Source organism: Ruegeria sp. L11 (assembly GCF_056531755.1).
In genome coordinates this window covers 13,270-28,120 of sequence record NZ_JBQFMI010000002.1, presented here as the reverse complement: position 1 = coordinate 28,120, position 14,851 = coordinate 13,270, and the positions used below count along the sequence as shown (strand labels likewise).

Annotated in this window: 12 protein-coding genes; 6 read left to right on the top strand and 6 right to left on the bottom strand. The window is 60.5% G+C overall.

All coding sequences use genetic code 11. From position 1 onward, the window contains the following. Positions 1-27 precede the first annotated feature (27 nt). Complete coding sequence (locus ACR0CE_RS05015) at positions 28-459, top strand: DUF1489 family protein (protein WP_480831258.1); 432 nt, start codon at positions 28-30, stop codon at positions 457-459. On the opposite strand, the gene hisG is transcribed toward ACR0CE_RS05015, so the two are convergent. The 3 genes from hisG to hisS are packed head-to-tail and all read right to left on the bottom strand — an operon-like array spanning position 460 to position 3,725. Further along, positions 460-1,149 carry an ATP phosphoribosyltransferase gene (hisG, locus tag ACR0CE_RS05010; RefSeq protein ID WP_480484818.1) on the bottom strand — a complete coding sequence of 230 codons (690 nt, stop codon included), beginning with the start codon at positions 1,147-1,149 and terminating at the stop codon, positions 460-462. It abuts the gene before it with no gap. Beyond that, a complete protein-coding gene (locus ACR0CE_RS05005; protein ID WP_480831255.1) occupies positions 1,146-2,234 on the bottom strand; it encodes an ATP phosphoribosyltransferase regulatory subunit in 1,089 nt (362 codons plus the stop codon). The genes hisG and ACR0CE_RS05005 overlap by 4 nt, the downstream gene beginning before the upstream one ends. 3 nt (positions 2,235-2,237) lie before the next feature. Continuing rightward, positions 2,238-3,725, bottom strand: a complete 1,488-nt coding sequence (gene hisS / locus ACR0CE_RS05000; protein WP_480831254.1) for a histidine--tRNA ligase — start codon at positions 3,723-3,725, stop codon at positions 2,238-2,240. A 131-nt stretch (positions 3,726-3,856) separates the two neighbouring features. Between hisS and ACR0CE_RS04995 the strand changes: the two genes are divergently transcribed. Then, positions 3,857-4,051 (top strand): SlyX family protein, encoded by a 195-nt coding sequence (locus ACR0CE_RS04995; protein ID WP_209504826.1) that lies wholly within the window; start codon positions 3,857-3,859, stop codon positions 4,049-4,051. A gap of 4 nt (positions 4,052-4,055) precedes the next feature. On the opposite strand, the gene ACR0CE_RS04990 is transcribed toward ACR0CE_RS04995, so the two are convergent. From ACR0CE_RS04990 to dnaE, 3 genes are all read right to left on the bottom strand, one after another. Next, complete coding sequence (locus ACR0CE_RS04990) at positions 4,056-4,427, bottom strand: hypothetical protein (RefSeq protein WP_480831252.1); 372 nt, start codon at positions 4,425-4,427, stop codon at positions 4,056-4,058. A gap of 11 nt (positions 4,428-4,438) precedes the next feature. Continuing rightward, positions 4,439-4,657 (bottom strand): YMGG-like glycine zipper-containing protein, encoded by a 219-nt coding sequence (locus tag ACR0CE_RS04985; RefSeq protein WP_480831250.1) that lies wholly within the window; start codon positions 4,655-4,657, stop codon positions 4,439-4,441. An 85-nt stretch (positions 4,658-4,742) separates the two neighbouring features. Continuing rightward, complete coding sequence (gene dnaE, locus ACR0CE_RS04980) at positions 4,743-8,243, bottom strand: DNA polymerase III subunit alpha (RefSeq protein WP_480560754.1); 3,501 nt, start codon at positions 8,241-8,243, stop codon at positions 4,743-4,745. Positions 8,244-8,588: 345 nt separating this feature from the next. Between dnaE and xdhA the strand changes: the two genes are divergently transcribed. Genes xdhA through ACR0CE_RS04960 form a run of 4 tightly spaced genes read left to right on the top strand, consistent with a single transcriptional unit; the run spans position 8,589 to position 14,798 of the window. After that, positions 8,589-9,950 (top strand): xanthine dehydrogenase small subunit, encoded by a 1,362-nt coding sequence (gene xdhA / locus ACR0CE_RS04975; RefSeq protein ID WP_480831248.1) that lies wholly within the window; start codon positions 8,589-8,591, stop codon positions 9,948-9,950. Next, positions 9,947-12,349 (top strand): xanthine dehydrogenase molybdopterin binding subunit, encoded by a 2,403-nt coding sequence (gene xdhB / locus ACR0CE_RS04970; RefSeq protein ID WP_480489002.1) that lies wholly within the window; start codon positions 9,947-9,949, stop codon positions 12,347-12,349. Before xdhA ends, xdhB begins: the two co-directional genes overlap by 4 nt. Beyond that, positions 12,349-13,284: a xanthine dehydrogenase accessory protein XdhC gene (xdhC, locus tag ACR0CE_RS04965; protein ID WP_480831246.1), complete on the top strand. Its 936-nt coding sequence runs from the start codon at positions 12,349-12,351 to the stop codon at positions 13,282-13,284. Before xdhB ends, xdhC begins: the two co-directional genes overlap by 1 nt. Then, complete coding sequence (locus tag ACR0CE_RS04960) at positions 13,281-14,798, top strand: ABC transporter ATP-binding protein (protein WP_480488998.1); 1,518 nt, start codon at positions 13,281-13,283, stop codon at positions 14,796-14,798. The genes xdhC and ACR0CE_RS04960 overlap by 4 nt, the downstream gene beginning before the upstream one ends. Positions 14,799-14,851: the final 53 nt, after the last annotated feature.

Here is a 14,851-nt window from a genome sequence, read left to right as displayed (position 1 = left end):
GCAAAGGGACGACTCTGTGGGAAAGCTGTGGATAAGTACGTGAACCTCATCAAACTTTCGGTTGGTTCGGAAAGCGTGGACTCTCTGATCGCGTGGCAGGACAGCCGCAAACCGCTTTATGAGGACGGATATCCGCGCCACGTAACCCGCATGTGGCCCAAACGTGATGCCGAGATTCTAAATGGCGGATCAATCTATTGGGTCATCAAGGGTGTCGTACAGTGCCGTCAGCGCATTCTGCGCCTGGACGAGGTGATCGGCGAGGACGGTATCCGCCGCTGCGCCATCGTTCTCGACCGTAACGTACATCGGACCCAGAACGCCTTGAAACGCCCGTTTCAGGGGTGGCGATACCTGAAGCCCGAAGATACACCAGCCGACTTGCCGAAAGGGCGCGCGCAGGATGACACCCTGCCCGATGATCTGAACCGCGCCCTTGCGGATATCGGTGTGCTGTAGTTACCGCAGCCGATCCAGCAATTCCGTCAGAACCGCCTTATCCGCCGCGTCGACCTTTGCAACCCGGCTGCGCCACAACGTGGCCTGCGATTGCAGGATCAGACCGTCCGACAGGATCTTGAGGTGGTTTGCCCGCAGGGTTTCACCTGAGGAGGTGATATCAGCAATTGCCTCGGCTGTTTCGTTCATGACCGTACCTTCGGTCGCCCCCTGGCTGTCGACCAGAGTGTAGTCGGCCACGCCCGCGTCGGTCAGGAACTCCCGCACCAGTCGGTGATATTTGGTGGCGATCCGCAGCCGGTGGCCATGGGTGTTGCGAAATGCTGCTGCCGCCGCATCGAGATCGTCCAGCGTGTCCACATCGACCCAGCAGGCGGGTGTGGCAATGATCAGATCGGCTTTGCCAAAGCCCAGCTGCGCAATCTCTTCGACCTGCTGTTCCCAGCGTGGCAGCTTCTCATGCACCAGATCGATGCCGGTGACGCCCAGATGAATACGTCCCGACGCAAGTTCGCGCGGAATCTCACCCGCCGACAACAGAACCAGCGAGACGCCGTCAATCCCGTCAACCCTACCCGCATATTCCCTGTCCGAGCCGTTGCGGGACAGCATGATGCCATGTTTTTCGAACCATGAAACGGTCTTTTCCATCAACCGGCCCTTCGAGGGCACGCCCAGTTTCACACTCATTGCGCGGCCTCCTCGATTTCAAGCATCAGGTCCGGGCGGATCACGCCACCGATTGCGGGGATTTCGGCTCCATCGCCCAAGCGGCGCGTCAGCGCATCATAGCGCCCACCGGTGGCGACAGGCGGCAGGTCGGGACGGCCTTCGGCGTAGAACCCAAAGACAAACCCGTCATAATATTCCATTGATGTCCGGCCATAAGACGCTTCGAAATCCAGCCGTGCGACATCGACACCACGCGCCTGCAGGGCTGCGATCCGCGCCTCCAACCGGTCCAGAGCCGGGGTGATCTGCGGCAGATCCACTGCCACATCCCTCAGCTGTTCCAACGCGAAGGGCATGGTTTCACGCACATTCAGCAGCGTTTCCAACCCGGCCAGCTCATTGTCAGAGATCGGCGGCGCAGCGCGATCTTCGCGCAGGGCTTTGATCCGGTCGGCAATCTCGGGCGCGCGACGCTTGCCGATCATCGGAACATCAATCGCCATCGGGTCGTCCGCGTCCAAAAGCGCGTCACGGCCTTCGGGCCCCGGTTTACGCCCTGCAAACCGGTCCAGCAGCGCACGAAACCGGCGCGGCCGCCACAGGTGCCGCATCAGCGCGGCCTTGCGGCGGTCAGTGGTGCGAAGCCCTTCGACAGCCGCGGTCAGAATGCCAATATCCCCGGTAGCTGCGCGCAGGGGCAGCCCGCGCAACTGCAGCGCCATCAGCGAAAACACTTCGGCATCGGCACCAGCGGGATCATCGCGGTCAAAAACCTCGTACCCCACCTGAATATATTCGTTCGAACGGTCCGGGTCGTGTTCCTGGCGGCGGAACACCTCACCTGAATAGGTATAACGCGCGGGCTCGGCCCCGTCCCGCATGTGCATCTGAACAACAGGCAGGGTGAAATCCGGGCGCAGCATCTGCTCGCCCCGCAGCGCGTCCGAGGTGACGTAGGCACGGGCGCGGATATCCTCGCCATAGAGGTCCAGCAACATTTCAGCGGGTTGCAACAGAGGCGTATCCACCACCTGCGCGCCCGCAGCCTCGAACCGGACACGCATCATCGCGGCACGGGCCTGTATCTGGGAACGGTTGGGCATGGGTCAGTCCTGACTGTCCAGAATTTCACGCACTTTCGCGACCAGATCAGCGCGCGATACTTCGAACTGGCTGGGGCGTTCTTTCCATTCCTCCAGCGTGGCGCTTTCGGCGATCTTGGCCCCAAGGATCAGGTCCTTGATCTGCACGATGCCTTTTGCCTTTTCGTCCCCGCCTTCGATCACCGCAACCGGAGAGTTGCGCTTGTCCGCGTATTTCAACTGATTGCCAAAGTTCTTGGGATTGCCCAGATACACTTCGGCCCGGATGCCCGCGTTGCGCAGCTCGGCCACCATCGCCTGATAATCGGCCATCCGGTCGCGATCCATGACGGTGACGACCACGGGGCCTTTGGCCTGGGCGCTGATCCGGCCCTTTTCGCGCAGCGCGGCCAGCAACCGATCGACGCCGATGGACACGCCGGTCGCGGGCACTTCTTGCCCGGTGAACCGCTTGACCAGATCGTCATAGCGCCCGCCCCCCGCGACCGAGCCGAACTGCCGCTTGCGGCCTTTCTCGTCGAAAATTTCGAACGTCAGTTCGGCCTCGTAGACCGGACCGGTGTAATAGCCCAGGCCACGGACGACGGAGGGGTCAATGACAATGCGGTCAGGGCCGTAGCCGCCAGCGGAGAGAAGTTCAGCGATCTGTTCCAGTTCAGCAATCCCATCCGCCCCGATCTTGCTGTCGCCCACGGCAATGCGGAGGTTGGCCAGCGTACCGGCCGTATCGACGGCCTTGGAGGTAAGAAAGGCGATCACCGGGTCTGCCTGATCATCGCTGAGACCAACGCCGTCGATAAACGCGCCCGACGCGTCCAGACGGCCCTTGGTCAGCAATTCGCGCACACCCTGCTCACCCACCTTGTCGAATTTGTCGATAGTGCGAAGGACGTTGTCTCGTGCGGCTTGATCATCGCCAAGACCCATCGCCTCCAGCACACCGTTCAAAACCTTCCGGTTATTCACCCGGATGATGTAGTCGCCGCGCGGGATGCCAACCTCTTCCAGCGTGTCGGCCAGCATTGCACAGATCTCGGCATCAGCAGCCATCGAGGCGGTTCCAACCGTATCTGCATCGCATTGATAGAACTGCCGATACCGCCCCGGCCCCGGCTTTTCGTTGCGCCAGACCGGACCCATCGCATAGCGGCGATAAGGCGTCGGCAGGTCGTTGCGGTGCTGGGCGTAAACCCGGGCCAGAGGCGCGGTCAGGTCATAGCGCAGGGCCATCCAGTCGCCATTTCCGCCCTCGTCAAACTCCTGCCACGCAAAGACGCCTTCGTTCGGGCGGTCCACGTCGGGCAGGAACTTGCCCAGCGCCTCGACGGTTTCGACCGCACTGCTCTCAAGCGCGTCAAACCCGTACCGATGATAGACGCCCGCAATCGTCCGCAGCATCTCGGTGCGCTGCGTGACTTCCTCGCCGAAATAGTCACGGAACCCTTTCGGCGTTTCGGCCTTGGGGCGGGGCTGTTTCTTGGGCTTGGCCATGTGGGGCGTCCTTGGGAGTGTACCTGTTCCGCGCGCGGTCTATCCCATGGCCCGCATCTGGGCAAGGCGCGCTTTCTCTGGCCAAGGCGTCACAGGGTCGCTATGTGCAGCCTGAAAGACAGGAGCATCCCATGCAGCAACTGGAAGAACAGATTGCCCATCTGACCCGCACGGTTGACGATCTGAACGCGGTTGTCACCCGGCAACAGGCCGAGATTGACCGGCTGACCCGCCGTGTCGAGATGCTGCTGCACCGCGAGGCCGAGCGCGCACAGGAAGGGTCAGGCGGCGTTGTCCTTGGTGACGAACGTCCGCCACATTACTGACGGCTTACAGCCCCAGCGTTGATTTCACCGCGTTGTCGACGACGCCACCCAGCAGGGCGTTTTCATCCCCGGCGCAGCCGTCTTTCAGAGCCGCCACAAATGTTTCGCGCAGCGCGGCCTTTTCCTCGTCCGAACTGGCATGAGCTTCGAGGTCGATCTGACGGTTATAAAGTGACAACGCCGTCATCTTGCCGACCACGTCGACAATGTATTCTTCATTCCCGTCAGCCTCTTCGATGACCGACGCGCAGGTGTGATACATGAGCGGCAGCGCCGCTTGCACCATCTGTTCGGCTTCCTCGTCCGCAAGGGCATAGCCGGGCCCTGTAAGCAGCGCGGCGGTTGTGATCACTTTCATCGCGTTCAAACGCATCATCCCGCCCCCGCTTATTTCGAGTTCGCGCCGATCAGCGCACCAACAATTGCCCCTGCGGCGGCGCCTTTGCCGTCGCCGACCAAGGCCCCAACCCCGGCCCCGATCACAGCACCTTTGATCGTGTTCTCTTTCTTCTTGTCGTCCGCAAGCGTGGCTGTCGCCGAAACCAAAGCCAGCGATGCCGCCGCCCCCAATGCAATCGTTCTGAAATTGAGACCTGCAATCGTCATATCAACGCCCTCCCGTGGCATGATCAGAAGACATATTTGCAAGGTCAGCCTAGCGGTGCGCTAACTGTTTCGCAACAAAGCGGTGTCAGATCTCTTCGACGGTCATCACGCCTTCCAGCGATTTGATCGCGCCCTTGATCTGGGGATTGATCGGGAACACACGCCCCAAGTCGATTTCGACGTCGCCGGGCAGGCCGGGGTCCAGCAACAGCAGTTGGATCGGGCCGCGGGCCGCACCCTTGGCGGCGGTTGCGGCTTCTTCAAGAACCGTTGCAATCGTTGGCACCGCCCGCGCTTCGTCTACAAAAATGCGCAGTCCCGTCGCCCCGGCTTCGGCCACTACAGAATCCGCTGGTCCAACCGAACGACCCAGCAGCTTGAGCTGATCGGACTCCATCGTCGCCTCGACGGTCAGAACCACCTGAGCGCCGGTTTCCAGAAACTCGCGGCATTTCTCCAGCGTGTCGGAAAACAGCGTGACCTCATAAGCGCCGGTCGGGTCCGAAAGCTGGGCAAAGGCGAACCGGTTGCCCTTGGCCGATTTCCGTTCCTGCCGCCCGGCAACCACTCCGGCCATCTTGGCAATCAGCGGGCCAGAACGGGCTTTCTCGGTCACCTCGTCCAGCGTCAGAACCTGTTTACGCTTCAAGGCCGGCATATAGTCATCCAGCGGATGACCAGAGAGGTAGAAGCCGATGGCCTTGAACTCTTCGCTCAGACGTTCAGCCGGCAGCCAGTCGGGGGTCGGCGACAGGCGTGGTTCGGGCAGGTCATCTCCGGCCTCGCCAAACAGCGACACCTGGTTCGAATTCTTCTGTTCATGGATCGCTGCCGAATACTGCACCAGCGCATCTAGGCTTTCAAACACGCGGCGGCGGTTTCGGTCCAGCTCATCAAAGGCTCCGGCGCGGGCCAGCATCTCAAGCGGGCGTTTGCCCACTTTCTTCAAATCCACGCGGCGGGCGAAATCGAACAGGTTGACAAATGGCTTGTCCGCGCGACCCGCAACGATCAGATTCATCGCCTCGACACCCACATTCTTGAGCGCGCCCAGCGCATAGACCAGATGTCCGTTATCAACATCGAACGTGGCCTGAGAGCGGTTCACACAAGGTGGAATATACGGCAGTTCCAGCCCTTTTCGGACCTCTTCGAAATAGATCGCCAGCTTGTCGGTCAGATGAATATCGCAATTCATGACACCCGCCATGAATTCGACCGGATGGTTCGCCTTCAACCAGCCGGTTTGATAGCTGACCACCGCATAGGCGGCGGCGTGGGATTTGTTGAAGCCGTAATTGGCGAATTTTTCCAGCAGGTCGAAGACTTCGCTGGCTTTCTTGGCATCCACCCCGTTTTCTGCCGCGCCTTTTTCGAATTTGGGGCGTTCGGCATCCATCGCCTCTTTGATCTTTTTACCCATCGCGCGGCGCAGCAGGTCCGCGCCGCCAAGGGAATACCCGGCCATCACCTGTGCGATCTGCATCACCTGTTCCTGATAGACGATGATGCCCTGGGTTTCCTCAAGAATGTGGTCGATCAGCGGATGAACGGATGTGATCTCGCGCAGCCCGTTCTTGACCTCGCAATAGGTCGGGATGTTCTCCATCGGGCCGGGACGATAGAGCGCGACGAGGGCCACGATATCCTCGATACAGGTGGGTTTCATGCGCTTGAGCGCGTCCATCATGCCCGAGCTTTCCACCTGGAACACCGCGACCGTCTTGGCCGCTGAATAGAGCTTATACGTCGCCTCGTCATCCAGCGGGATGGCGTTGATCTGGTTCTCGGCCCCCTCGGCAGGTTCGTAAAGCTCGGTGCCATCGGCGGCGATATGCAGCTTCCGTCCGGACTTGAAGATCAGGTCCATCGCGTTCTGGATCACGGTCAGGGTTTTCAGACCCAGAAAGTCGAACTTTACCAGCCCGGCCTGTTCCACCCATTTCATGTTGAATTGGGTCGCAGGCATGTCGGATCGCGGGTCCTGATAGATCGGCACCAGCGCGTCCAGTGGCCGGTCGCCAATCACAACCCCAGCCGCGTGGGTCGAGGCGTTGCGCAGCAGCCCTTCGACCTGCTGGCCGTATGTCAGCAGACGATCCACCACCTCTTCGTTGCGCGCTTCTTCCCGCAGGCGCGGCTCGTCCTTCAGGGCTTTTTCGATGGAAACCGGTTTGACACCTTCCACGGGGATCATCTTAGACAGACGGTCCACCTGCCCGTACGGCATTTGCAGCACCCGCCCGATGTCGCGCACGGCGGCCTTTGACAGCAAGGCACCAAAAGTGATGATCTGCCCCACCTTGTCGCGCCCGTATTTCTGCTGCACGTAACGGATCACCTCTTCTCGGCGATCCATGCAGAAGTCGATATCGAAGTCGGGCATCGAAACCCGTTCGGGATTCAGGAACCGTTCAAACAGCAGGCTATAACGCAGCGGGTCGAGGTCGGTAATTGTCAGCGCATAAGCCACCAGCGAGCCCGCACCCGATCCCCGCCCCGGTCCAACCGGAATATCGTGATCCTTGGCCCATTGGATAAAGTCGGCAACGATCAGGAAGTAACCAGGAAAGCCCATGCCTTCGATGATGCCAAGTTCGAAATCCAACCGCTCCTGATACTCCTCGGGCGTCACCGCATGGGGGATTACCGCCAAACGTTTCTGCAAGCCTTCATTCGCGATGCGGCGCAGTTCAGCGACCTCGTCATCGGCGAATTTCGGCAGGATGGGATCGCGGCGATAAGCCATAAAGGCGCAACGCCGCGCGATCTCGACCGTGTTCTCAATGGCCTCGGGCAGATCAGCGAACAGCGTCACCATTTCCTGCTGCGACTTGAAATAATGCTGCGCGGTCAGGCGGCGGCGACCTTCCTGCTGGTCGACATAAGCCCCTTCGGCGATACAGATCAGCGCATCATGGGCCTCGTACATATCCGAGGTCGGGAAATAGACGTCATTGGTGGCAACCAGCGGCAGGTTCTTGGCATAGGCCATCTCGATATGGCCGCGCTCGGTCTGGCGTTCGGCCTCGGGTTGGCCGTCTTCACCTGGGTGACGCTGGAGTTCGATATACAGACGATCCGGGAAAATCGCGGCCAACCGATCCACCAGCGCCTCGGCCGCCGGACGTTGCCCCTGTTGCAACAGGCGGCCCACCGGCCCGTCAGGCCCTCCGGACAGGCAGATCAGCCCGTCGGCGCGGTCCGCAAGCTCGTCCAGCGTGACCTGCGGCAACTGCCCGCCCTTGTCCACGTAAAGGCACGTGCTCAGCTTCATCAGGTTCTCGTACCCCGCCTCGGACTGTGCCAGCAGAACAAGCGGCGCGGGCGATTTTTGTTTTTCCCCCGGTTGCGACTGCACATAAGTCAGATCAACCTGACATCCCATGATCGGCTGGACACCAGCCTGACTGGCTGTCACCGAAAATTCCAGCGCCGAAAACATGGAATTCGTGTCAGTCACTGCAACGGCAGGCATCTCCATCTTCTCGCACAGGGCGGGCAGTTTTTTCAGCCGCACAGCGCCTTCCAGAAGGGAATATTCGGTGTGAACACGTAGGTGAATGAATCGGGGGGTACTGCTCATGAACGGCAGGCTACCCTAGCCGCGAGGCATGCAAAAGCCGGAACCTGCGCCGTTGTTTGGCAAAATAATCATTTTCGATTATTCGGATTTTCCAGAAGGTGCTTCGGAAAGCGACATCTTCACTGACAAAAAAACGCTTTAGTTTCAAACAACTGATATTTACACAGGGTGCGCAATTCCACGCCGATTGGCTGTAATGATGCATCATACAGGCAGTTTTTCTTGCCAGATCACGCATGCTGTTTCTAACATCCATTGGCAAGCTATCCGCCCGCCACTCTTTCTACGTCGCATCGAAGGAGGGCACCACCAGGGCGCAACCGGGTAAGGCGACGGGTTTCTCGAATGGACATCACGTTTCTTCTGAACGGAGAGACAGTGGAGCTGACGGACATCGATCCGACAGCCACTCTGCTGGATTGGCTGCGTGAAGATCGTGGCCTGACCGGCACCAAGGAAGGCTGCAACGAAGGCGATTGCGGTGCCTGCACTGTCATGGTGACGGATGCGGGTGGTGCAAAGGCCCTGAACTCGTGCATCCTTTTCTTGCCGCAACTGCATGGCAAGGCGGTTCGAACCGTCGAAGGCGCCAGCAGCCCCGATGGCGAGGTCCATCCGGTTCAGCAGGCCATGGTTGACCTGCACGGTTCGCAATGCGGCTTTTGCACGCCCGGTTTTGTCATGTCGATGGTGGCCGGTCACACCAATGGCGCGACGGATCACGATACACAGCTTGCCGGTAATCTGTGCCGTTGCACGGGTTACGCTCCCATTATTCGCGCAGCCGAAGCGGCCGAGAAACAGCCCGTGCCTGTCTGGGTTAAAGACAAGCCTGTCGCAACGCCCGCCACCTCACCCATGCTGCCGGGCTCGTCCGACGCGCTGGCTGCCGTATATGCCGAGAACCCGAATGCCACTTTGGTTGCGGGCGCAACAGACGTTGGGCTTTGGGTGACCAAGCAACTACGCGATCTTGATCCGGTGATCTTCCTGAACCGCTGTGACGATCTGAAAGAGATCACGATCACCGACGAAGAAATTCGTTTCGGTGCCATGGTCGATATGAACCGTATGGGCGAAGCCTTGGCGGACATTCACCCATCCTATGCAGAAATGATCCGGCGCTATGCCAGTGTTCAGGTCCGTCACGCGGCCACTGTGGGCGGCAACATCGCCAATGGCTCGCCAATCGGAGACAACCCGCCCGCGCTGATCGCATTGGGTGCGACACTGCACCTGCGCAAAGGTGATGAACGCCGGTCAGTCCCGCTGGAAGACTTCTTCATCGATTACGGGAAACAGGACCGCGCACCGGGTGAGTTTGTCGAAGCCGTCAGCTTCCCGCGTCAGGCGGACCGACTGAAATGCTACAAGCTGAGCAAACGGTTCGATCAGGATATCTCGGCCGTGTGCGGATGTTTCAACATTACCATTTCGGACGGGCGGGTGGCGGATGCGCGCATCGCGTTTGGCGGTATGGCTGGCATTCCGAAACGGGCAACCCATGTCGAGGCCGCGCTGATCGGCAAACCGTGGGCGCGCGAGGCGATTGACGCCGCTCTGCCCGCTTTTGCCAACGATTATTCACCGCTTACGGATATGCGCGCCTCGGCCACGTACAGGCTTGAGACCGCCAAAGCGATGCTGGAACGGTACTTCCTTGAGGATCAGGGCCAAGTGACCAACGTGCTGGAGGTATCGGCATGAGCGTAACCAAACCCCTTCCCCATGACGCGGCACCGCTACACGTATCCGGTTCCGCCCGATATGTGGACGACATCCCGACGCCAAAGGGCACATTGCATCTGGCCTTTGGCCTGAGCCCGATCGCCAAGGGCACGATTACCGCGATGGACCTGTCTGCCGTGAAAGCGGCACCCGGGGTCGTCAGGGTCATGACGGCACAGGACCTGCCCTTTGCCAACGATGTTTCGCCCTCGATCCATGACGAGCCTTTGCTATCCGACGGGACGGTTCACTATATCGGCCAGCCTGTTTTCCTGGTGGTTGCCACCAGCCATCTGGCCGCCCGCAAGGCGGTTCGGTTGGGCAAGATCGACTATGCCGAGGAAACACCGATCCTGACGGTTGAAGAAGCTCTGGCCGCAGACAGCCGATTTGAAGACGGGCCCCGCATCTATGCCAAGGGCGATGCGGACGCCGCGATTGAAAGCGCCGCCCACGTCATCGACGGGACGTTCGAGATCGGCGGTCAGGAGCATTTCTATCTGGAAGGTCAGGCTGCGCTTGCCGTGCCGAATGAAGGCGGCGACATGCTGGTCCACAGCTCGACCCAGCACCCGACCGAGATACAGCACAAGGTGGCGGACGCTCTGGGCCTGCCCATGCATGCGATCCGCGTCGAAACCCGGCGCATGGGTGGCGGGTTCGGCGGCAAGGAAAGCCAGGGAAATGCGCTGGCCGTTGCCTGCGCAGTGGCTGCACGGGCGACCGGCAAAGCCTGCAAAATGCGCTATGACCGCGATGATGACATGATCATCACCGGCAAACGCCACGCCTTCCGGATTTCCTATCGCGCGGGATTTGACGAACAGGGTCACATTCAGGGCGTGTCCTTTCTGCAATACGCAATCTGCGGCTGGGCGCAGGACCTGTCCCTGCCCGTCGCCGACCGTGCGATGCTGCATTCTGACAATGCATACCTGTTGCCCAATGCCCGGATTGAAAGCCATCGGTTGAAGACCAACACGCAGTCAGCCACCGCCTATCGCGGGTTTGGTGGCCCGCAGGGGATGGTTGCCATCGAACGTGTGATGGACCACGCCGCGCATGAACTTGGGCTGGACCCGGTGGAATTGCGCCGTCGCAACTATTACGAGCCCGCGCATAAGGTTGCCGAAGTCCAACCTCACGAAAAACCGCTGGGTCATCCCGACCCGCACGAAGACCTGACCAGCCGTGGCGCGGTGGAAACAGGGACGGCCCCGGTCCGCCCCCTGCCCGCTGGTGGCAACACGACGCCCTACGGCATGGAGGTCAGCGATTTCGAACTGCATGGCATGACCGAAGCGCTGATGAAGTCCAGCAACTATGCCGCGCGCAAAGCGGCCATCGAGAAATGGAATGCCGAAAACAGCGTGATCAAGAAGGGCATCGCCTTTTCTCCGGTCAAGTTCGGTATTTCCTTCACACTGACCCATCTGAATCAGGCCGGTGCGCTGGTGCATGTGTATCAGGATGGTTCGGTCCACCTGAATCATGGTGGCACCGAGATGGGTCAGGGTCTGTTCCAGAAGGTCGCGCAAGTGGCCGCGGCGCGTTTCGGCATCCCGCTTGAGATGGTCAAGATCACCGCCACGGATACGGCAAAAGTGCCCAATACCTCGGCCACGGCGGCGTCTTCAGGCAGCGATCTGAACGGTATGGCGGTGAAAGCGGCCTGCGATACGATCCGCGACCGGATGGCCGATTATCTGGCTGAACGGCATCAGGCCGACCCCTCTGCCGTCACGTTCACGGATGGCCACGTTTCGGTTGGTGAAGAACGGTACACGTTCGCCGAAGCTGCCGCACTGGCCTATCAGGGTCGGATAAGCCTGTCGGCCACTGGTTTCTATAAAACGCCCAAGATCGAATGGGACCGGATCGCGGGGCGTGGTCGCCCGTTTTACTACTTCGCCTATGGCGCTTCGGTCACCGAGGTCGCTGTGGACACGTTGACGGGCGAGAACCGCATTCTGCGCACAGATATCCTGCATGACGCGGGCGCTTCGCTGAACCCGGCGCTGGATGTCGGACAGGTCGAAGGCGGTTACGTGCAGGGTGCGGGCTGGCTGACGACCGAGGAACTGGTCTGGGACGGGAAGGGCAACCTGCGCACGCACGCACCCTCGACCTACAAGATCCCGGCCTGTTCCGACCGGCCCGATATTTTCAACGTCGCACTTTGGGATGGCGAGAACCGAGAGGACACCATCTATCGCTCGAAAGCCGTGGGGGAACCCCCATTCATGCTGGGAATATCGGCCTGGCTGGCGCTTTCGAATGCGGTAGCGGCCTGCGGGGACACTTATCCGGCGCTCAACGCGCCCGCCACCGCCGAAGAGGTCTGGCGCGGCGTCCAGAGGATGAAGGGAGGCATCTGATGGGATTTGACCTTGAGGCTTTGAGGGAGGCGGTCAAAACCCACGGCAAAGTGGTCCGGGTGGTCATCGCCGGGATCAAAGGGTCGTCTCCACGTGAAGTTGGTGCCGCCATGCTGGTCTGGGACGGCGGGCAAAGCGGCACAATCGGCGGCGGAACACTGGAATACCAGGCGGCACATGCCGCGCGGTTGCAAACCACGCCAACCCGCCTGACGCATCATGCGCTTGGACCCGAGTTGGGGCAATGCTGCGGCGGTGCCGTGTCGTTGCTGAGCGAGGTTTACGACGCAAAGACCGTCAATGATCTGGACGATGCGGTCATCGCGCGCCCGACCAAGGATGGCGCGATGCCCCTGTCGGTCAAGCGAATGCTGGCGACGGCGCGCGGACAGGGGATTGCGCCCGAACCGCAGCTGATTGACGGCTGGATGGTTGAACCCGTTCACAAGCCCACGCGCAATCTGTGGATCTGGGGCGCGGGCCATGTCGGCCGGGCGCTGGTGGATGTGCTGTCCCCGCTTCCCGATCTTGCGATCACCTGGGTGGATACCAGCCCTCAGCGCTTTCCGGCCGCTGTGCCAGCGGGCGTGACAATTGTTCCGACGGCAAAACCGGCCGAGCTGGTCCGCCATGCCCCATGTGACGCTGAACATCTTGTGCTTACATACTCGCATAATCTTGACTTTGAACTGTGCAACAGACTGCTTTTGCACGATTTTGGCTTTGCGGGGCTGATCGGCTCGGCTACGAAATGGGCGCGATTCCGGTCACGGCTGGCCGCCCTTGGACATCCGCCTGAACGGATAAGCCGGATCACCTGCCCGATCGGTGACCCGTCGATGGGGAAGCATCCGCATATGATCGCCGTGGGCGTCGCTGCACAATTGCTGCGCCCGGCCCTGCAAAACAAGTTGAAGAAGGACCTGAGCGCGTGACCATTCCACTTTTGAGCTTGCAAGGGCTGACCAAAGCCTACCCCGGTGTTGTGGCCAATGATCAGGTGTCCTTTGACATCGGTGAAGGCGAAGTGCACGCGCTGCTGGGTGAAAACGGCGCGGGGAAATCCACGCTGGTAAAAATGATCTATGGGCTTGTGAAGCCGGACAGCGGCACCATGAAACTGCGCGGCAATCCGTTTGCGCCGCCCGAACCCCGCGCGGCCCGTGCGGATGGGATCGCGATGGTGTTCCAGCATTTTTCGCTGTTTGACGCGCTGAACGTGGCCGAGAATATCGCGCTGGGGATGGAGAACCCGCCCCCGATGGGGGATCTGGCATCGCGCATTCGCGAAGTTTCGGAAACTTATGGCCTTCCGCTGGACCCGTTTCGCACGGTTGGCGACCTGTCCGCAGGCGAACGCCAGCGGGTCGAGATCATCCGCTGCCTGTTGCAGGACCCCAAGCTGCTGATCATGGACGAACCGACCTCGGTTCTGACCCCGCAAGAGGTCGATATTCTGTTTGAGACGCTGAACAAGCTACGCTCCGAGGGAACCTCGATCCTGTATATCTCGCATAAACTGGAGGAAATCCGAACGCTATGCGACCATGCTACGATCCTGCGTCTGGGCAAGAACGTGGGCGAATGTGTCCCCGCTGAAACCTCGGCGCGTGACATGGCCGAGATGATGGTCGGGTCAACCTTGCAGACGCCCGAACGCTCGGGCCGGGAACTGGGCGAGGTCGCGCTGGATGTCAGCGGGCTGTCAGTCCCCTCGCCTTCGGAATTCGGCACCGCATTGCGCAATGTGCACATGACGGTCCGCAAGGGCGAGGTTCTGGGCATCGGTGGCGTTGCCGGAAACGGGCAGGATGAGTTGCTGGGCGTGTTGTCCGGGGAAATCCTGACATCGGCGGATGCAATCAAGTTCAACGGTCAGGCGATCGGCAAGCTCGGCCCGACAGCGCGCCGTAAGCTGGGCGTTCTGACCGCGCCCGAGGAACGGTTAGGCCACGCAGCGGCACCCGACATGAGCCTGACCGAAAACGCTTTGCTGACCGGATCTGTGCGGGAAGGGCTTGAGAAAAATGGCTTCTTGAAATGGTCCGAAACCCGGAGTTTTGCCGAAAAGATCATCGAAGCCTTCGACGTTCGCACGCCCGGGCCCGAAAACGCAGCGCGGTCCTTGTCCGGCGGTAACCTGCAGAAATTCGTGATTGGACGCGAAGTGCTGCAAAACCCTGATGTGTTGGTGGTAAACCAGCCAACCTGGGGGGTGGATGCCGCGGCGGCCGCGTCGATCCGGCAAGCCATACTCGATCTTGCGGCGAAAGGCACAGCGGTGATCTGCATCTCGCAGGATCTGGATGAGCTGATGGAAATCTCGGACAGTTTTGCGGCCTTGAACGAAGGCAGACTGAGCGCACCGCGCCCGACCACCGGCCTGACGGTGGATGAGATTGGCCTGATGATGGGCGGCGCCCATGGCATGGAGGTGGCACATGTGTGATCTGCTAGGCCGCCTTCGGCGAGAGTATTTGCGAAAAGATGAAACATCTGGGG

What these genes read in the sequence shown, in the direction of transcription:
- hisG (WP_480484818.1), bottom strand. Translation starts at nt 1,149, where the DNA reads ATGAGTGTGAAACTGGGCGTGCCCTCGAAGGGCCGGTTGATGGAAAAG.
- ACR0CE_RS05005 (WP_480831255.1), bottom strand. Translation starts at nt 2,234, where the DNA reads ATGCCCAACCGTTCCCAGATACAGGCCCGTGCCGCGATGATGCGTGTC.
- hisS (WP_480831254.1), bottom strand. Translation starts at nt 3,725, where the DNA reads ATGGCCAAGCCCAAGAAACAGCCCCGCCCCAAGGCCGAAACGCCGAAA.
- ACR0CE_RS04995 (WP_209504826.1), top strand. Translation starts at nt 3,857, where the DNA reads ATGCAGCAACTGGAAGAACAGATTGCCCATCTGACCCGCACGGTTGAC.
- ACR0CE_RS04990 (WP_480831252.1), bottom strand. Translation starts at nt 4,427, where the DNA reads ATGATGCGTTTGAACGCGATGAAAGTGATCACAACCGCCGCGCTGCTT.
- ACR0CE_RS04985 (WP_480831250.1), bottom strand. Translation starts at nt 4,657, where the DNA reads ATGACGATTGCAGGTCTCAATTTCAGAACGATTGCATTGGGGGCGGCG.
- dnaE (WP_480560754.1), bottom strand. Translation starts at nt 8,243, where the DNA reads ATGAGCAGTACCCCCCGATTCATTCACCTACGTGTTCACACCGAATAT.
- xdhA (WP_480831248.1), top strand. Translation starts at nt 8,589, where the DNA reads ATGGACATCACGTTTCTTCTGAACGGAGAGACAGTGGAGCTGACGGAC.
- xdhB (WP_480489002.1), top strand. Translation starts at nt 9,947, where the DNA reads ATGAGCGTAACCAAACCCCTTCCCCATGACGCGGCACCGCTACACGTA.
- xdhC (WP_480831246.1), top strand. Translation starts at nt 12,349, where the DNA reads ATGGGATTTGACCTTGAGGCTTTGAGGGAGGCGGTCAAAACCCACGGC.